The organism is Gammaproteobacteria bacterium (assembly GCA_013696315.1).
Taxonomy (GTDB): Bacteria; Pseudomonadota; Gammaproteobacteria; order JACCYU01; family JACCYU01; genus JACCYU01.
Genome location: JACCYU010000119.1, coordinates 1 through 18346, shown reverse-complemented (window position 1 = coordinate 18346; position 18346 = coordinate 1). Strand labels below are relative to the sequence as shown.

Annotated in this window: 17 protein-coding genes; 8 read left to right on the top strand and 9 right to left on the bottom strand. The window is 60.8% G+C overall.

Annotated features, from left to right (window positions below):
* A partial coding sequence (locus H0V34_07440; protein ID MBA2491534.1) for a 6-phosphofructokinase occupies positions 1-1208 on the top strand: 1208 nt, incomplete at its 5' end.
* 72 nt (positions 1209-1280) lie between these two features.
* On the opposite strand, the gene H0V34_07435 is transcribed toward H0V34_07440, so the two are convergent.
* The 9 genes from H0V34_07435 to H0V34_07395 all read right to left on the bottom strand — a co-directional run bounded on the left by H0V34_07435 (position 1281) and on the right by H0V34_07395 (position 11323).
* Positions 1281-3533 (bottom strand): AAA family ATPase, encoded by a 2253-nt coding sequence (locus H0V34_07435; GenBank protein MBA2491533.1) that lies wholly within the window; start codon positions 3531-3533, stop codon positions 1281-1283.
* Positions 3530-3730, bottom strand: a complete 201-nt coding sequence (locus H0V34_07430) for a hypothetical protein (GenBank protein MBA2491532.1) — start codon at positions 3728-3730, stop codon at positions 3530-3532. The genes H0V34_07435 and H0V34_07430 overlap by 4 nt, the downstream gene beginning before the upstream one ends.
* 133 nt (positions 3731-3863) lie before the next feature.
* Positions 3864-4709: an alpha/beta hydrolase gene (locus H0V34_07425; GenBank protein ID MBA2491531.1), complete on the bottom strand. Its 846-nt coding sequence runs from the start codon at positions 4707-4709 to the stop codon at positions 3864-3866.
* 301 nt (positions 4710-5010) lie between these two features.
* Positions 5011-5463, bottom strand: coding sequence for a PAS domain-containing protein (locus tag H0V34_07420; GenBank protein ID MBA2491530.1), 453 nt, complete (start codon positions 5461-5463; stop codon positions 5011-5013).
* A 171-nt stretch (positions 5464-5634) separates the two neighbouring features.
* The gene (locus H0V34_07415; protein MBA2491529.1) at positions 5635-5874 is read right to left on the bottom strand and encodes a hypothetical protein; all 240 of its coding nucleotides are present in this window, start codon (positions 5872-5874) and stop codon (positions 5635-5637) included.
* A 26-nt stretch (positions 5875-5900) separates the two neighbouring features.
* The gene (locus H0V34_07410) at positions 5901-6398 is read right to left on the bottom strand and encodes a PAS domain-containing protein (GenBank protein ID MBA2491528.1); all 498 of its coding nucleotides are present in this window, start codon (positions 6396-6398) and stop codon (positions 5901-5903) included.
* Positions 6399-6780: 382 nt separating this feature from the next.
* Positions 6781-7398 carry a hypothetical protein gene (locus H0V34_07405; GenBank protein MBA2491527.1) on the bottom strand — a complete coding sequence of 206 codons (618 nt, stop codon included), beginning with the start codon at positions 7396-7398 and terminating at the stop codon, positions 6781-6783.
* A gap of 234 nt (positions 7399-7632) precedes the next feature.
* On the bottom strand, positions 7633-8280 hold the full coding sequence (locus H0V34_07400) for a response regulator transcription factor (protein MBA2491526.1): 648 nt from the start codon (positions 8278-8280) through the stop codon (positions 7633-7635).
* Positions 8281-8323: 43 nt separating this feature from the next.
* The gene (locus H0V34_07395; GenBank protein ID MBA2491525.1) at positions 8324-11323 is read right to left on the bottom strand and encodes a PAS domain S-box protein; all 3000 of its coding nucleotides are present in this window, start codon (positions 11321-11323) and stop codon (positions 8324-8326) included.
* Positions 11324-11652: 329 nt separating this feature from the next.
* Here H0V34_07395 and H0V34_07390 point away from each other — a divergent pair, with 329 nt between their 5' ends.
* The 7 genes from H0V34_07390 to H0V34_07360 form a co-directional block, all read left to right on the top strand.
* Positions 11653-12450, top strand: a complete 798-nt coding sequence (locus H0V34_07390; GenBank protein ID MBA2491524.1) for an inositol monophosphatase — start codon at positions 11653-11655, stop codon at positions 12448-12450.
* A 119-nt stretch (positions 12451-12569) separates the two neighbouring features.
* The gene (locus H0V34_07385) at positions 12570-13082 is read left to right on the top strand and encodes a hypothetical protein (GenBank protein MBA2491523.1); all 513 of its coding nucleotides are present in this window, start codon (positions 12570-12572) and stop codon (positions 13080-13082) included.
* Entirely contained in the window at positions 13079-14314 is a 1236-nt protein-coding gene (locus tag H0V34_07380) for a Zn-dependent hydrolase (GenBank protein MBA2491522.1), read from the top strand. Before H0V34_07385 ends, H0V34_07380 begins: the two co-directional genes overlap by 4 nt.
* Positions 14315-14374: 60 nt before the next feature.
* Entirely contained in the window at positions 14375-15061 is a 687-nt protein-coding gene (locus H0V34_07375) for a cysteine hydrolase (protein MBA2491521.1), read from the top strand.
* Positions 15058-16506, top strand: coding sequence for a sodium:solute symporter family protein (locus H0V34_07370; protein ID MBA2491520.1), 1449 nt, complete (start codon positions 15058-15060; stop codon positions 16504-16506). The genes H0V34_07375 and H0V34_07370 overlap by 4 nt, the downstream gene beginning before the upstream one ends.
* Before the next feature lie 112 nt (positions 16507-16618).
* Positions 16619-17707: an aspartate carbamoyltransferase gene (locus H0V34_07365; protein ID MBA2491519.1), complete on the top strand. Its 1089-nt coding sequence runs from the start codon at positions 16619-16621 to the stop codon at positions 17705-17707.
* Positions 17708-17910: 203 nt separating this feature from the next.
* The coding region (locus H0V34_07360) for an asparagine synthetase B (protein ID MBA2491518.1) at positions 17911-18346 on the top strand (436 nt) is incomplete at its 3' end.

The window sequence follows — 18346 nt, the reverse complement described above, 5'->3', positions numbered from 1 at the left end:
ATGCGTCGGCCTGTGGATTGATCGAGACCGCGCGCCAGCACAAGGATCGAATCGGCAAGGTGTACGCCGGGCGCGACGGCATTATCGGCGCGCTCACCGAAGACCTGATCGACACCAGCCGGGAATCAAAAAAAGCCATTGCCGCGCTGCGACACACGCCGGCCGGCGCATTTGGCTCAGCGCGCTACAAACTCAAGGGGCTGGATGAAAACCGCGCGGAATACGAACGTTTGATCGAGGTCTTCAAGGCGCACGATATCGGCTATTTCTTTTACAACGGCGGCGGCGATTCCGCCGACACCTGCCTCAAGGTCTCGCAGCTTGGCAGGAAGCTGGACTATCCCATACAGGCCATACACATTCCCAAGACCGTCGATAACGATCTGCCGGTCACCGATAACTGTCCGGGTTTCGGCTCGGTCGCCAAATACGTCGCGGTGTCCATTCGCGAGGCCGGTTTCGACGTCGCGTCGATGGCCAGAACATCGACCAAGGTGTTCGTCATGGAGGTGATGGGCCGTCACGCGGGCTGGATCGCCGCGGCCGGCGGTCTGGCGGCGGAACAGAAAGGCGACGCGCCGCATCTTATTCTGTTTCCGGAGGTTAAATTTGACGAGAGAAAATTCTTGCAGAAAGTGAAGGACGCCGTGGAGCGTTACGGTTATTGCGCCGTGGTCGTCTCCGAGGGCGTGCGCAACGAGGCGGGGCAGTTTCTGGCCGAGGCCGGCACCAAAGACGCGTTCGGTCACGCACAACTGGGCGGCGTGGCGCCGGTGATCTCCGCGCTTATCAAACAGCATCTCGGCTATAAATATCACTGGGCGGTGGCCGATTATCTGCAGCGTGCCGCGCGCCATATCGCGTCCAAGACCGACGTCGATCAGGCTTACGCGCTGGGCGTGGCGGCGGTGAAACTGGCGCTGGCGGGCGAGAACGCGGTGATGCCGACGATCGAGCGCAAGTCCAGCAAGCCCTACCGCTGGCGCATCGGCCACACGCAATTGTCGAAGGTGGCGAACAAGGAGAAGATGCTGCCGAAAAGCTTTATCCGCAAGGACGGCTTCGGCATCACACCCTCATGTCGCGCGTATCTGCAACCGCTGATCGCGGGCGAAGACTATCCGCCGTTCAAAGACGGTTTGCCGCAATACGTACGGCTTGATAACCGGCGGGTGGAGAAGAAACTGCCGCCCTTCAAGCTCAGATAACCGCAATTGTCGGCGGCGTGCAAGCGACCGCGTATCGAGCGGCCCGTCGATACGCAATCGCCGCCGCGCCGGTCAGGCCGCGTCGATCCTCATATCCGTGAGCGCATGCTCGCAACGGATGTGCAGATCGAAGTTCGCGTCTTCGGGGAACTCCTGCGCGATTACCCAGACTTGCGTGACATCCTTACTCAACGTTGGGAGAACCTTGAGCGAATCACGCATGCGCTGCTGATCGAAGAACGCGAATGGTTCATCCAGAAACATGAACTGCGCGCCGTCGATGGCTGTGTGCACAAGCTTCTGTGAAAGCGCCAGCCGTACGGCAAGCATGATCTGACGCTGCGTGCCGCTGGAAATCTCGTCGAGATTGAGAAAGTCGTGCTTCTGGCCCGAGAATACGCGCACGCGCAGCGCCTCGTCGATCTGCAGATGCTCGTAACGATCGGCGGTCAGCAACGGCAAAGTGGTGCCGACCAGGTTGCGGATCTCGTGGTTGAAACGTCGCGAGACATGCCGACAACCATCTTCCAGCAGGTCGCGCGCGATGTTGCGCAGTTCGATTCTGCGCCGAGTGTCCTCGATCCTGCCCTGCAGCCCGGTCATCAGCGAGCGCAGGTGCGCGGCCTTGCGACGCCGCGCCTGCTCGTCGGGTATCGCCTCGCGCATACGGGTCACGCTTCCGTCCAGCGTCCGAACGTCGTGATTCAGAGCGGAGACTTCGTTGGCGATGTCGGCGCGCGTTGCTTCGATTTCGGTTTCCGCACGATCGATCAGCGACGTTAACAGCCGGCGATAATCGTTCAGCGAATCGTGGTCCAGCAACATGGTAGACGAATCGTTGCCGTAGTCGGTCGCCTGCGCGGCGATACTTTCGTCACTCACGTTTCTCACGGCCTCGACCGCGTCGGGCAAAGGCATAGTGTCCAGGCGATCCAGCGCGGCGGCTTCCTCGCGCGTTGCCTCCATGCGCCGATCCAGACCGTCTGACTCGTTGTGGAGCGCGTTGATGCGCGCGCTCATCACCATGCCGCGGATCAGCATGAGCACGACCAGGACGGTGGCGCCAATCGCCAGCCACAGCAACCCGACATTGTAATTGCTCCAGCCGGGCATATTGGTGTCGAACCAGCCGACCACCGGCGCGCCAGCAGGCGAACCGGGCATTTGAAACAGCAACACCCAAAGCGCCCACAGCACGGCGCCAAGGATCAGAAATACGCCTGTGAAAATTCGCGCGGTCTTGCGGCTGCCAGCCGCCGCGTCAGCCTTGCGATTAACCTCGGCCTTTTTTGCCGGTAACGAATCCGCTTGGCTGCCGGACTGCCCGGCGCCTTCATCGCCAAGCTGGGTTGTCAGATGCGCGCGATAGTTCCCGGTGCTGTCTCGCAGCTGGGCGAAGCGCTTGAGCTGGCGTTGCAGGTGCTGAACAAAATCTTTCAAGGTGGCGGTTGAATCGGCCGCGCCTGAAGCGCCCTGACGCTGCGCACAGCGAGAATCCAGACTCTCGATGGACGCTTCCAGTCGATCGGCGTGCGCAGTCCAGCCCTGATAAGACGTATTGTTGCTCGCCTTGAGAATGGGGGCGGCGTCAGCTTTGACTGCTTCCACGCACTCGCGGCACTGCTCGCCGACATGCCGTAGGGTTCTCGCACGTGTGGACTTTTCCCGGCGTTCAGTGCCGCTCGCCGACAGTTCGGCCCACAGCGACTTGAGGTTATCCGGCCGCAAATTGAGCGCCACGAGCCGATCGTTCATGTCCGCCATGTCACGCTCGGCGCTGATCATGTTGTCAGTCAGGCTCTTGATTTCCTCGCGCAACTGCGCCTGCACCTGTTCCAGCGGGGTGAGGCCGGCCATGGCCTTCACCGCGGCGCTGTGGCCGTGGGGCGCGGTGATTTCACGTTGCGCGAGATAAAACGATTCGATGAATTCGTTATAGCCAAAGCCGGTTAACCGCACGACCTCCGCCGTGACCGCCTCGGCGCCCTGCGCGCGCGGGGTCTCCTTGTCCGCTCCGAGCAGACGCGCGCCCTGATTGCCCGCATCATCCAGCGAGCGCTCCACGCGATAGTCGTGGCCGTCGCCGGTGGTGAAGTCAATCGCCACCAGGCAGCGCGTTTCGCCCCAGTGAATTATCTTGATTAGCTCATCCGGCGACAGCGAGAACGTCCGGCCGAACAGCGCGAAACAGATGGTTTCGCCGATCGTGCTTTTGCCTGATTCGTTGCGTCCACTGACTGCGATCAAACCCTTGCCGGGCAATCGGTTGATCTCCAGGTGCGCGTATTTGAGAACATTTTCCGCCCGTATGGCATTGATGATCATTGCGGCGTATCCCTCGTGGTTGCAGCGAGCCTGTCCAGGACAAGTGCTACGGCTTCGTCGTAAAGGGCGGGGTCGAAGTTCGGGTCGGTGTTGCGCCGGTGGGCGCGCTCGGAATCGCAAAATACCGCGAATTCGGCAGTGGGGCCCTTGATGCGGGCACTTTGTATCCGGTTATTGTGGGTAGTCGATGAAGCCATGAGGTCTCCGTTACTGGTGGCGGTGCGGAACGAGGGGTGGCGCGGACATGATAACGTTCCGGATGATAATACGAGTGGCGCAGCTCGCCAAACGCGCGCGTGCTGTATTGCATTGCAAAACACGCGCTGCTGCCTAACGCGGCATTAGCGATACATCGGATCGATCGGACGCCGAGAGCTGCTGCACGAAATCCGCGCTGTCGTCCAGCACGGGATCAAGCTTGCGTAACGGCGCGGCCAGCGCGAGCAGCATGCCTGCGTGACCGCGATCGGGGTATTCGATCAGTCTCGCCTGGCCGCCGGCGGCCTTTACGCGCGCGGCAAGGTTAATCGAGTTCGCCGGCTTTACCGTTGTATCTTCGCCGCCGGTGAGCAGCAGGAGCGGGGCTTCATCGCCGTCCACGAAATAAATGGGCTGGGTCTGGCGCGCGTCCTCGGCCGGCGCAAAAATCTCGCGCACGTCCGCCGACGTGAAGGGCAGAAAATCATAGGGGCCGGACAAACCAATCATGCCGCGCAGCGCTGTTGGCGATAATCCTTCAGCGGCAAGATAACGCTCATCCAGCGCCAGCATGGCCGCGATATGCGCGCCGGCCGAGTGCCCCATGAGAAAGATATTGTCCGGATCGGCGCCGTAGATCTGGATATGATCGCGCACCCAGCGCACGGCCATGGCGCCATCCTCAAGAAACGCCGGAAATCTTACCCGCGGATAGAGACGATAATCCGCAACGACTGCAACCATGTCTTTGGCCGCGAGCGCCTGACCGACAAACCGATAATCCGCCTTGTCGCCATCAGACCAGCGACCGCCGTAGAAAAACACAATCGTCGGCAACGGCGCGTGTTGCCCGACCGGCGCATACACATCCAGCCGTTGCCGCGGCCGCTCACCATAAGCAAGATCGGGAGACAGCGCATACCCGGAACGGGGCACCGTGAGATTCAATAACCGCAAAGGCGAGCAGGCGACGGTCATGCTGACGGCAAGGGAGATGATGATAATGCGCACTTCGGCAGAACTCGGGTCACGGCATCAGCGCCGCGGATGACCGTACCGCGGCAGTCGAAGCGTTACTTTATACTAAATCAGGCAGGCGTTTGCGGGAATAGCGCTACGCGTGAGCCCACGAGCCGGAAGAAGTTTCGAAGAGCGTTTGTGGTTGGAGGGTGGGGTGTTTGAGGCCGAGTTAGTGCCTGTACTTGCATTACGGCGCGTACTAAAGTCGTAAAGGAATTAAGCGGGGCGCGCCAGCTCCTCAAGCGGTACCGCGATTGCGCTATAACTCCTGTGGGACGCTGCCAGTACGACCGTAAAAAGTCATTACCGCACCACTGACGCTAGTAGCGTTATCCCGAGCCGGAAATGGTTCAACATGCACTTCAACCGGAACCTCAGGCCCAGGCGTGGTGACAAGCACCGCGCTAAACGCCATTCCTGCGGACATATTGGAATTGGCGCTTGACTTTAATGGATACTCAATCGGCAGGCGGGTTGCGCGATCGACGACATTGATACAGTTTGTCCAGTTGGACCCGCGCACCTCCTCCAGGCTGACACCGAATACTTCCCGCGCGGCCTGGTTCAGGTATCGGATGCGACCCGAGGGGTCCAGCACCAGCAATGCGGCAAGCTCAGTACGCCAGGAAACCCGGCGAAACACCGGGCCATGAGAACCGGATCTCACTCTCGCTGCGCTTTGCGCGGCCAGGCGGTTGCGCACGGACGCCATCACGCTTGCTCCTGAAACTAGTAGGAAGAATAATCGTCAATCAAAGAGGGCGCGCCGCGCGTAGCGCACAGTGGCGTCGTTAACCACATCCATACACCGGCTGCGCGGAAAGCTTGTGCATATAATTAGTTATGGAAATGACGATGCGACTGCATCGGAGGATGATTGCGGTTAATCACGACATAACAAAACGACACAGTCATCTTCCGCCTGCAGCTTCTGGTGCTCACTGCTCGACCCGCCGTAACCGGCGGCGACCTCCTCCGCGTCGCGCGAAGCGCGCGAAGCGCGGTGTTTGCTACTTTCGCTCTTCTGTTGCATTGGCTTCGCGCCGCCATTTTGGCTGGCGGGCATGACGTACAGGCTATTCCAGATAGTGTGAATTACATCAAACAGAGTGTGCAAAAACATGATGCTCCTTGCTGGTCCAGCGCGTATCAACGTGCGCTTAGATTGGCGTCTCCATCGAAAATCCGGCCCACCATAAGCCGTGTGGCAGTTGCGTCCCGAAACGCCATTATCGTACCTACTGTGCCGAAGCCCTCGACGCGCATTGGCGAAATCGATCCACCGATTGGCACCTGTTCGCCGTCGCCATTCACGAGCGCGACCTTGTTGCCCAGCGAGATTGGCTCGTCACCCGCAATGCACTCGCTGATCAGCTTATTGAGCGAGTCGTGGCTCAACTCGTCGATCAGATTGAAAAACTCGGTATAAGGCAAGCCACGCGTATTAAGTGGGCGGCCGCGCGTCTGTTCGAAACGAACACCTAAAAGTTGTTCGGCGGCAAGATTCATATACTCTATCCGGCCAGCCACGTCGGTCAGAATCTTGGCTTCCTCACTCGATTCCGGCATACCCTGGACAGCAGGGTTACATGGTGCCAACGAATCGAATGCAGCGCGTAAACTGGCGGTATTGGTCATTGGGTCCATAGCGATTTCCCGCTGTACGTGTGAATGGCCTCTCTGGGACATGAACAACACACATCCGTGTGGCAGAGAGTCTTATATACTTATAAAGCACTTAGCGCGCATTCTCTATTCGTACGGCTACGTACGTACTTACCCGTAATGCGGTGCAATATCATTTGGGATGACGTCCCGAGCACCCCAGCCAACGTATCAAAAAGAGGTGACACGATCATGAGCCCGCCAGCGCTGGCAAACAAGCGGTCTCGTTACGATGGCGTGACCCAGGGCGTGGCTTAAGCCCCGTGCGATAAAGTCTGCGTGCCCGCGCCTCTACAGCCGGCGCCGCACGCCTACGTGCTGGACCGCCGCTTGAGGGTCGCGGTGCCAGCACTCCTGGTGACGATCAGGCGGTGCGTCTGGAGTCAGCGCCCTTCGATGCTGTTGCGCCCGAGTTCGCCTTCTTGGCGCTCTGCGTACCGAGTCGCTGCGCGCCGTTGCCTGCGGATTTTGCTGCTTGCGCGACTTGCTCGCTCGCATGCCCGCCGGCCGGGGCCACGCTGGACATCCAGTCGGCCTGCGCCCGCAAGGTCGTCTGTGTCGCCTCCTGCCACGCTTCAAAGACTTTGTCGGCGTGGCTCGCGGGCTTTCGCTTCGAATGGCCGTGCGCCCGATAGGGATCCATTTGCTTCACCGCCCTAAACCAGCTGCTCCACGCCTGCTGCTGCGCATCGATCCAGTGCTGCACTGCATTTTCGAGCTGCTCGCTCCATTCGCTGGCGACCTTGGGCGCGCCGTCGCCCGGGCGCGAATTTTTCAACACCATGTGGATGCAATCGGATTGCTGCTGCAACACGCAGTTAACCGTGTCTTCACTCATTTCCAGCTGCCGGCTAAATACATTTTCCCAGGGCAATCCGAACTGCCCGCTACTGATACCGAACATGCTATCCCACCACTGCCCCTGGCAACGCGTCCACGCATTGGCCATCTCTTCAATCTGAGCGTTAACGCCTGAACTCATACTGCCTCCCGAAGGTATACTGTAAGGAATTTGTGGAGTGTTCGAGAGAACGTGAATACGCTGTTTGTGCCACGCATTCAGTCGTACATTCGAAGTCTGTAAGGTAATTCTTCCCGCGCGCCAATTTAATCCGTGCGACTACGTACGTGGCAACCCGTATTTCAAACGGGGTAGTTCCGACATCAGGCAGGGACGCTGTGTCCAGAGCCCACGAGGCCCTTGGCCACCTTGCGATCAGGTCGAAATCTGATTCGTATCCAGCCCGCAGACCGCGGCCATCGACACCAGTTCGGGCAGTGTGTGCGCCTCCATCTTGGCCATCAGGCGGGAGCGATGCACCTCGACCGTGCGATGACTGCAATGCAGCTTCAAGGCTATTTCCTTGTTCGACCGGCCGGTGACAACCAGGCTCATCACCTCCTGTTCACGTTCTGTCAGGCGCGAGAAGCGCACCGCCACCGAAGAATTCTGCGCCTCCACCTCGCGGGCGTGCGCGTCCTGCTCCAGCGCCTGCCGTACGCAAAACACCAGGGTTTCGTCATCGAAAGGTTTTTCCAGAAAATCCAGCGCGCCCGACTTCATCGCCTTGACTGACATCGGCACGTCGCCATGGCCGGTGATGAAGATCATCGGTATGTTCACGCTTCTTACCGCGAGCAATTCCTGCAACTCCAGTCCACTCATTTCTGGCATGCGCACATCCAGGATCAGACAGCCGGGCCGGTGCGTCCTGTAGGTGTCGAGAAAGCTGCGCGCGCTGGAATGACACTCCGTAGACAACCCCGCGGATTCGAGCAGCAGCCTGACGGAATCCAGCATGGCTGGATCGTCATCGACAATAAAAACAGTCGGTGGCGTACTGAATGCAGCCGACCCGCTCATCGGACAGCGTGTCGCGGTGGCGGCGCCGAGACCTCGGAACGCATCATGTCGCGCATTCCCGGCTTATCGGCAAGCTGAAGTGAAAGATCGCGCCGCTTGCCGGCGGCAGCCGTTGTTCCGCCCAAAGGTGTCCGGCATGCGCCTCGATAATCGAGCGGCTGATAGGCAACCCCATGCCCATGCCGTCATTCTTGGTGGTGTAGAAAGGATCGAATATGCGCCTTAAGGTTTCGTCGTCCAGCCCCGCGCCGCTGTCCTGCACCGACACGCGCACCGTGCGCTCATCAACGAGGCGGGAACATACCACCAGTTCGCGCAAGTGAGCATTAACGTCCATCATCGCCTCGGTACCATTTCGCACCAGGTTCAGGATCACCTGCTCGAGCTGGATTCGATCACCTATAACCGGCGGCAGTGGCTCGAGCAGTCTAAGCCGCACCACACAGCGTTTCTTGCGAATATCCGCTTCGGTCAGCCGCACCGCTTCGCGCACCACGTCGTTGAGCTGGATACACGCCCTGCGGCGCGGGTCCTTGCGTACAAAATCCCGAATATGATGAATAATGTCGCCGGCGCGCTGCGCCTGAGCGGAGGCTTTCTCCAGTGCCTCGCCGATGCGCTGCGTTTCGCTCGCACCGCTGCGCAACAGCCGCAGGCCGGCCTTGCAGTAGTTGGCTACCGCGCCCAGCGGCTGGTTCAGTTCATGCGCGAGGCTGGACGCCATCTCGCCGACCGAACTCAGGCGCGCCATGTGCGCGATTTCGTCCTGATGCTCGCGGGCCTGCTGCGTCGCGAGCTTGTCCTCGGTAACGTCCTCGGCGACGCCCGCCACGCGGTAAAGCTCACCGGCTTCGTTGCGAATGGCGAACGCCCGATCGCGGATCCAGCGGATCGAGCCGTCCGGCAGCACCACGCGGTACTCCTGAACGGAATCGCTTTGCGGCACCCTGGCAAAAAACCTATGCCCGATACTATTGCGATCATCGGGATGGATTGCCTCAATCCAGCTGTCGGGGTCATCGTAAAGACTCTGCAGCGAGCGCCCCCATACGCGCGCGTACGCGGGGCTGATATATCGCCAGGTGCCGTCGGCGTCGGTCATCCAGAATACGTCGCGGATGTGTTCGGCCAGTTGCCGAAAACGTTCTTCGCTCTGTTTTAGCGCCTCTTCCTTGCGCCGCTGTTCGATCGCTACCGCGGCGACCCGCGCGGTCGCCGCCAGGAACTGGAGGTCCGACTGCTCCGGGCGGCGGGCATCCGCATGATACATGGTGAACGCGCCGAGAATCTCGCCGCGCGACGACACAATCGGCTCGCTCCAGCACGACCGCACGCCGGCGCGGCGCGCGAGCCCGCGGTATGCGTACCAGTACGGGTGCGTCAGCACATCGTCGACGATCATGCGCATTCCCGTACGCGCAGCGGTGGCGTCCGCGCCTCTACCACCGCCAATATCGATATCATGCAGGGCGTCCACGTAAAAATCAGGCAGGCTCGGCGCGGCGCCGATCCGCAGCCGCCCGGCTTCCACAATCATGACCGAGCAACGCATGTCCGATCGCGCGTCCTCGGCCGTTTCCGCCAGAGTAGCCAGCACCTCGGCCAGTGGTGCGCCGGTAGCCAGCCGCTCCAGCACTTCGCGCCGGCCGCTCAACGTGGTCTCGATGCGCTTGCGCTGAGTGATGTCGGTATACACGGCGAAGCTACCGGCAGGCGCGCCATCCTCGTCGAAGATCAACTGCGGCGACGCCTGCAAGTAAACCCGGCGACCATCCTTGCGTCTGACCTCGAGTTCATAAGGCTCGGTCTTGCCGAAACGGCGGGCGCTGATCAATTCCAGCCATAAAGCCTGGTTGATGTCGCCAATATGCGCGGTCACCGGCTTACCGACGATTTCCTCGCGTCCGTAGCCTACGATTTCGCAGAAGCGATCATTGACGTAGGTCACCAAGCCGTGTTTGTCCTGCACCCCGAGCCCCTGGTTCATGGTGCCGACCAGGGTGCGATATTGCTCGCGGCTGGCGAACAGCGCCTTTTCCGTGTGCAGGCGCTCGGCGAATAACGCCGCAACACTCAGCGCCGTGAATGCGGTCATCGCGATGTAGAAGATACTGAGCAGCAGCCGGTCGAGGCCGGCATACGGCTCAAAGGCGCCGTAACCATGGCGGGTTCCCCAAAGCATCACCACGCACACCAGCATCGACACCAGGGTCGCGCCATGCTGCCTGAAGCGCGCAGCTGTCAGAATAGTGAACGGCAGCATGAGATAAAGCATCAACGGGATATTGAGCTGATGCTCGTCGATCAGATAAAAATTGAGCCAGCCCGTGATCATTACCGCGCCGAGCAGTGCCCCAAGTTCGGTGAGTTGACGGGCGCCGAACTTGACCTGGCGCTTGGGCCGCCACACCAGCAGCAAGGGCGTAACAACGATAATGCCAACAGCATCACCCAGCCACCAGGTCAACCAGATCATGCGCACGTCACTCCACGGCGCCAGCTCCGCAATAGCCATGGCGAACGCGCCGCACATGGAGGCTATGAGCGCCGCGCCCACAGCGAGTCCGGTCAGCAACAGCACGTCCGTGACGCGCTGCATGCCAAACTTGAAATCGATGCGTGGCAGCCGCAGCAGATAAACGCCGAGCATGGCCTCGAACAAATGTCCGATCCCGGTAACCAGACTGACTCCCCACGCGGCCCTGCCGGTGAATCCCAGCAGCAATGAGCCAAGCACGATACCGGGCCACAACCGCCGCCCCGCCACCAGAAACGCGAACAGCGCGATACCCGCCGGCGGCCACAACGGGGAAATGCCGCCGTAGCCACTGCCGACCAGCGTGCCGAGCTCGCCGCCCAGCCAGTAACTTAATCCCAGCAGCAACACCTGCTTCCAGTACGTTACATTCAGCGTGTGGGCTACAAGGGGCGCAAGGCGGCGACTAACGCCATCCAGCATCGAGCGTCGGTCGAGCGCAGCGTGAGCCGCAATACCGTCGAGGCGCCCCTCGGTCTTTATGCCGGAATGGTGCGCGCTACTCATAAGTTTTCTATCATGCAGGGCTCGATGACTGGCAACGCCACATAATTCAGAACACCGTCTGCAGATTTACGTTGGCGCATGTTCGGGCACATTACCAGAGTGTCGCGCAACGCGCAGACCCCGCCGCGATCGTATGCAGGTCAGGAATTTCGCGGACCACACGACTTTCCGTGTTCGCCCACGCCTGAGGCTCTGCCGGAACATGCGCGCAAACTGCCTTTGGGTCCGCGGGCCGGAAGCGGTATACTTGCGACCTTCCCAGCACCGTGCGCCGCCACCGCATCGTAGAATTCCCTCGTCGCGTCTTGCAAATCACTAACCCACCAATCATGTCACCGCAGTCCGCAGAAGTGCAATGTCTGGTCATGCGCGCCGGCGATGAGGAGCTTTTGCCCCGCTTCGAGCAGGTAGATCACCATATCAAGGCGGACGGCAGCGTTCTTACCGAGGCCGATCTCGCCATCCAGCAGCGGCTGCGCGACGAGCTTGAAAAGAGCTGGCCGGAGATCGCATTTTTGAGCGAAGAGATGCCGTCGGTGCAACAGGCCAAGTTGCTCACCGATTCCGAGCAACCGTTATGGTGTCTCGATCCCCTGGACGGCACCAGCAACTTCGCCACCGGACTGCCCTGTTTTGGAATCTCCCTGGCGTTATTGGCGCATGGTGAGCCCGTGATGGGCATCATCTACGATCCCACGCGCCGGGAATGTTTTCGTGCCGACAAGGGCGCTGGCGCGAGGCTCAACGGGCGCCGTCTGTCTTCGCCGCCGCCAAACCCGTCACTCGCACGAACCGTCGGCATGGTCGATTTCAAGCGCCTGCCCGCGGGCCTTGCACGCAGACTGATAAGCGATCCACCTTATGCCTCGCAGCGTAACTTCGGCTCCTCCGCGCTGGAATGGGCGTGGGTCGCGGCCGGACGCGGCCACGTCTATTTGCACGGCGGACAGAAGCTGTGGGACTTTGCGGCCGGCAGCCTCATTCTCACCGAGGCCGGCGGCTTCAGCTGCACCCTGGCGGGCGAGCCGGTGTTCAAGTCAAGCCTGGAGTCCCGTTCAGTGATCGCGGCGAGCGGCGAAGCGCTGTTCCGGAGCTGGCGCGACTGGCTCATGGCGCCGTCATCCTGATACCAGCGATTGCACATTTTTTGCTTGTAAACCACCGCGAAATCTCTGCCGCCACAGGCTAGGCGGAGGCGGTGACGTTCGATGTGCGACTTCACTCCGAATTCTAACGTTTAAGAAAAATGGTGGTGGAACAGTTGACGATCAGCGGCGCCGGTACGCGAAGGTGCTACGCGCGTGCGCGTCTCGGTTCAGCGATGCTGATGTGCGCCTTGATGTTCGCGCAAGTCTGTCCGCAGCCAGTACGCGCCGTCCCGGACCGCGAAACCGCTAAGCCACCCACGCTCAGCACCGACACACAGGTCGCCACCGCCGGCTTTTTTACGTTGAGCTGGCACGGTGCGTCCGATGCGCGCTTCGAACTGCAGGAGTCCGCCAGTCGCGGCTTTCGCAAGGCGGTCACGATTTACCGGGGCCCAGACACCGCGCGGGTCATGAGCGGCAAGGAAGAGGGCAGGTATTTTTACCGGCTGCGCGATACGAGCCAGGCCGGCGTCTGGAGCAAACCTGTGGCCGTCGATATCAATCATCATCCTTTGCCGCGCGCGTTCGGATTCTTCGCCGCCGGCTTGCTGGTGTTCGCCGCCACCGCGTCGGTGATCCTGATCGGCGCGGCCCGGACACGGGATGCCTGATGCAGGCGCGTATCGACTTCGAGCGTCTGCGTCACGACGTGGAAACATTGGCGGCCATCGGCCGGCATGCGGATCTGGGTCTTTACCGCATGGCGTTCAGCGAAGGCGACTGGGCGGCGCGCGCGTGGCTTGAAGCGCGGATCAAGGCCGCGGGACTCGATCTGCACATAGATGGCGCGGCCAATATTCACGCGCGTTACGAATGGGACGGCGAGCGTCCCGGCGTGATGACCGGATCTCATCTGGACACCGTGCCGGGCGGCGGTCATCTGGATGGCGCGCTGGGCGTGCTGGCCGGTCTGGAATGCCTGCGCTCGATCAAGGAGCAGAAGCTCACCGTTAGTTATCCGCTGGAGGCCGTGGCCTTCACCGACGAGGAAGGGCGCTTCGGCGGCATGCTCGGTTCGCAGGCGCTTTGCGGCCGGCTGACGCCGGAAAGCATTCACGCCGCCAGGGATCTCGACGGCGTGACCCTGGACGCGGCGATGCGCGAACGCGGGCTGGACGCCTCGCAGATGCTGCGCGCCAATCGCAGACCCAACAGTGTTCATGCGTTCGTGGAACTGCACATTGAGCAGGGTCCGGTACTGGATAGACAGGGCATCAGCGTCGGTGTGGTTGAGGCCATCACCGGCCTGTTCCGGTGGAATGTGACCTTGAGCGGACGCGCCGATCACGCTGGCACCACGCCCATGGACTTGCGCCGCGATGCGCTGCAGGGGCTGGCCGAGTTCTCCGGCGAGATCCCGCGTATTCTGGAAGAAAACGGCGGCCAACGCAGCACCGCCACGATCGGCCGGGTCGAGTGTTTTCCCGGCGCGGCCAATGTGGTGCCGGGAAAAGTTGAATTCTCGTTCGAATGCCGCGACACGGACCAGACCACCCTGGATGATCTGGCCCACGCTTTCCGCCGTACCCTGACGACAATCGCTCAGCGACGCGACCTGATGTTCAAGTTCGACGTCGTCAGCGAGATCACGCCGGTCAAGTGCGACTCCGGCGTGGTGCATATCATCCACGAAGTCGCGCGCGCCGCCGGCGTAAAAGCGATGCGCATGCCCAGCGGCGCCGCGCACGACACGCAGATGATGGCGGGGCTCACGCGCGCCGGCATGATTTTCGTGCCCAGCAAGGAAGGTCGCAGCCACTCCGCGGCGGAATGGACGGCCTGGGAAGATATCGAGATCGGCGCGAACGTGCTGTTGAACACGCTTTGCAGGCTGGCCAACTGAGAATCAAGGGCTGTTCATGTTGGAACACCGACGAAAAAAAACGTCGAGAATCTCGACCCGCTGCGGGACACATATCGAGAATCCATCACCGAGCCGTTGGAGGTCGTCAAGTCGCTGCGCGACCATCGCACGGCGCTGCTGGTGATCGATTTGCAGTATCTGGACGCCGCGCCGGGCTATGGCGTCTTCGCCGATGGGCAGCCGCCCAGCCTTACACCGGCGGCGCAAGAGTATTACTTCAGCCGCCTGAAGAAACTCGCGTTGCCGAATGTGCGGCGTCTGCAGGACGCATTCCGCAGGCATGGACTGGAAGTCATACACACCCGCATCCAGTCGCTCACCCGCGACGGGCGCGACCGCGGGTTCGGCCACAAGCGTCTGGGACTGCACGCGGCACCCGACTCCAAGGAAGCCGAGTTTATTCCCGAAGTCGCGCCGCAGGGGGACGAAATTGTTATCAATAAAACCGCCAGCGGCGTGTTCAACTCCACCAATCTGGAATACGTGTTGCGCAATCTGAACATCGCCAGCCTGTTCGTGGCCGGCGTGTACACCAACGAGTGCGTGTCCACCGCCATCCGGGACGCCTGCGACTTAGGGTTTTACACGACCTTGGTGGAGGACTGCTGCGCGACTGTGACCCCCGAGCTGCAGCAGGCCACTATCACTACCATGAAAGACCGTTTCGCACGCGTGCTAAGCACGGATGAAGCCATCAAGGAGATCGTTCGCGTGGTGACGACATGAACGCGGCCGAGAGCGCCGTGCTGGACCCGATGGTCGGCTGGCTTATTCTGGGCGCCTTCAGCGCGCTGTGGGTGGCGCTCGGCTGGTACTGGGGGCATCAGGACAAAGAACTGGACGAGTACGTGCTGGCCGGCCGCAAGCTGGGCCTTGGTCTGGGCACCGCCACCGTCATGGCCAACTGGGTGACCAGCAATACGACTTTGCTGGCCCCGCAGCTCGTCTATACGATGGGGCTTTGGGGTGTGCTCGGCTACAGTCTGGGCGCCGTTGGATTGCTTCTATTCGCGCCCATGGCGACACGCATCCGCAAACTCATGCCCACGGGCTATACTGCCGGCGACTTCATGCGGCTGCGATACGGCAACACGGCGTGGCGAGTGTTCCTCGTCATCTCGCTATTTTTTTGCTTCGGATGGCTGGTGAGCATGGGCATGGCCGGAGGCATCCTGATTAACGCGCTGACCGGCATTCCCTACATCTACGGCATGTCGGTCGTGCTGTGGCTCGCGGTCAGTTACACGTTCCTGGGAGGCTTTCGCGCGGATGTGGGCACGGACTATATCCAGGCGATGCTGATCCTGGTTGGGCTAGCGGTAACCGCGGTATTAGCCATTGATATTATAGGCTTTCACGATATTCACACGGCCGTCGCTCGTGAGCGGCCACGCCTGCTCGACCTGTTGATGCCCGCGGCCATTATGTTTCTGTTCAACAACCTGTTGTTCGGCATGGGCGAGATATTTCACTCCAACGTGTGGTGGAGCCGGTCATTCGCCTTTCGCGAGGGCGTGGGTTTCAAGGCATTTCTCATCGCGGGCCTGATCTGGGCACCGACCCCTATCGTGGCCGGATTCATCGGGCTAGCAGCGCCCGCCTTGAATCTCAATGTCCCTTCGGCGGACATGATCGGACCGTTAATATCGGCCGAGATCCTGGGGGTTACTGGCGCGATCCTTGTATTGGTCGTGGTGTTCGCGGCTTTATGCTCCAGCATGGACTCTCTCGTACACGCCACGAGCACGCTAGTTACCGAAGATATCTATCATCGCCATTTGCGTCCAGATGCCTCCGCGCCACATCTGCGCCGAGTGACCAGTCTGGTGATTCTGGGCCTGGGTGTACTCACCTGGGCCCTGTGTGCGCCGCGTATCTCCAATCTAGCGCAAGTGCTGAACTTCGCGGGCGCGTTTGTAGCGAGCACCATCTGGCCGATCGCCGCGGGTCTTTACTGGCGCGGCGCCAATGCCACGGGCGCTACAGTCGCAATGATCGTCGGCAGCGCGGCCGGGCTTACTGGTTATTTCATTATCGGCTGGTATGTGGCGGCGCTGGTTGGAGCAAGCGTATCGATGATGATTGTGCTGACAACAACCTGGCTTAAACCGCATCGATTCAATTGGGCTCGGCTCAACGAAGCTGCTCCCAATCACGGAGAATCGGCGTGATCGCCTCGACCGAGTTTTTGTCGGTGATGGTCATAGCGGCGCTGGCAATCACCATGACCGCGCCAGTCGTACTGCTCTATTTTTTCTACCAGGACTGGAAAAACGGAGAACTCTGGTGAAACCCCCGCATCCCTTGTTACGGGAACCGGTGCAGCCGCACGACTGGCGCGCCGGGCTGGAGCATCCGCAAAATCTGCTGAATCGGATCGCCGGAGATCCGGCGCCGCTGATCGATCTGGCCAATCGCTGCATCGTCTCCGCGCGACAGTTCGATCGGGACAAGGTATTGCAGCTGTGCCGGCTGGCAGCGTTTTTCGAAGTCACGCCGCACCTGATGCAGTTGCCGCTCAACGGCAAGATCATGATTAACGCGTTTTACGAACCGAGCACGCGCACGCGGCTGTCGTTCGAGAGCGCCTGGCACCGGCTGGGCGGTGACGTGATGTCCATTCTAAGCGCCGGCAGCACCGGCATTGCGAAGGGCGAATCGCTCAAGGACGTAGCCGAGATGTTCAACAACTACGGCGACGTGGTGGTGCTGCGCGACTCCAGCGAAAAGGCCGTCTACGAGATGTTGCCAGGCTTGCGCATCCCCATCATCAACGGCGGCAACGGTATCGACGAACATCCGACGCAGGCACTGTCCGATCTTTTCACCATATTCAAGTGGCGGCCGGAATTGATGGATGAAAACGTCGCGCCCGCGCGCCGCGTGCGCATCGGCATCATCGGCGTGCCGGCGCGCATGCGCACCGTGCGTAGCCTGGTGCTGCTGCTAAGCCTGTTTCCCGGCGCCTTCGAGGAACTGGTGATCATCTACGACAGCGACAACGCATTCGATGACGGGCAGCGCGAGGAACTGGATGCGGCCGGGCTCAAGATTCGCGTGGCCTCCGATCTCGACCGCGAGCTGCCGGCGCTGGACGTGGTGTATATCAATTCCATCGCCTGGGTGGGCGACAGTTTCGAGCGGATGGGCAGCGACCTGCGACTCTCGCCCACCTCGCCGCTGAAATCCGAGGCGATTATTCTGCACCCGCTCGCGCGCGGCGACGAGCTCTCAACCGAACTGGACGATACGCCGCACAACTGGTATTTCGCGCAGGCGCGCGGCGCCGTGTTCCTGCGCATGGCGCTGTTGACCAGCATCGTGCAGCGCATCCATCAGGTCATCGACACGCCGGTACAGCGAAAGGATTAATCGTCCGCGAAGGGCGCGAAAGACGCAACGAAAGGTCATGCAAGTTGGCGCAGGGTGGGTAAAGCCCCATTTCTAGGGCGCATCCACCGGCCGCGGTGAGTTCAGTGCTAGGAGCCTCAATTTACCCGATTAACTTTTTGAGATTAACCTATCTTCGCGTTCTCTGCGTCCTTCGCGGACACTTGTTTGAGGAATCAGAACTAATGTGCGGAATCGCAGGTTACATCCACGCCGACCCGAAACGGCCAGTGGACCCGGAGATCCTAGTGGCGATGGCCGCCATTATTCGTCATCGCGGTCCGGACGGTTTCGGCTACGAAACGCTGGAAGGGCGCGGCGTGGGCTTCAGTCACGCGCGGCTGTCCATTATCGATCTGGATCAGAACCGCGGTCGTCAGCCGTTTTTGTCCGCAGACGGCGACGTGCTGATGACGCACAACGGCGAGTTCTACGACTACAAGCGCATCCGCGCCGACCTGACCTCACGCGGCTCGCGCTTTAGGAGCAAGAGCGATTCCGAGCTCGCGTTGCACCTGTATCGAACTTATGGCATGGAGGGCATGCTGTCACGGTTACGCGGCGAATTCGCTTTCGGCCTGTTCGACCGGGGCCGCGACCAGCTGATGCTGGTGCGCGACC

Coding starts and splice junctions, on each gene's coding strand:
- H0V34_07415 (MBA2491529.1), bottom strand. CDS start 5,874: ATGTTTTTGCACACTCTGTTTGATGTAATTCACACTATCTGGAATAGC.
- H0V34_07370 (MBA2491520.1), top strand. CDS start 15,058: ATGAACGCGGCCGAGAGCGCCGTGCTGGACCCGATGGTCGGCTGGCTT.
- H0V34_07400 (MBA2491526.1), bottom strand. CDS start 8,280: ATGAGCGGGTCGGCTGCATTCAGTACGCCACCGACTGTTTTTATTGTC.
- H0V34_07420 (MBA2491530.1), bottom strand. CDS start 5,463: ATGGCGTCCGTGCGCAACCGCCTGGCCGCGCAAAGCGCAGCGAGAGTG.
- H0V34_07435 (MBA2491533.1), bottom strand. CDS start 3,533: ATGATCATCAATGCCATACGGGCGGAAAATGTTCTCAAATACGCGCAC.
- H0V34_07425 (MBA2491531.1), bottom strand. CDS start 4,709: ATGACCGTCGCCTGCTCGCCTTTGCGGTTATTGAATCTCACGGTGCCC.
- H0V34_07385 (MBA2491523.1), top strand. CDS start 12,570: ATGGTGGTGGAACAGTTGACGATCAGCGGCGCCGGTACGCGAAGGTGC.
- H0V34_07405 (MBA2491527.1), bottom strand. CDS start 7,398: ATGAGTTCAGGCGTTAACGCTCAGATTGAAGAGATGGCCAATGCGTGG.
- H0V34_07430 (MBA2491532.1), bottom strand. CDS start 3,730: ATGGCTTCATCGACTACCCACAATAACCGGATACAAAGTGCCCGCATC.
- H0V34_07395 (MBA2491525.1), bottom strand. CDS start 11,323: ATGAGTAGCGCGCACCATTCCGGCATAAAGACCGAGGGGCGCCTCGAC.
- H0V34_07390 (MBA2491524.1), top strand. CDS start 11,653: ATGTCACCGCAGTCCGCAGAAGTGCAATGTCTGGTCATGCGCGCCGGC.
- H0V34_07410 (MBA2491528.1), bottom strand. CDS start 6,398: ATGGACCCAATGACCAATACCGCCAGTTTACGCGCTGCATTCGATTCG.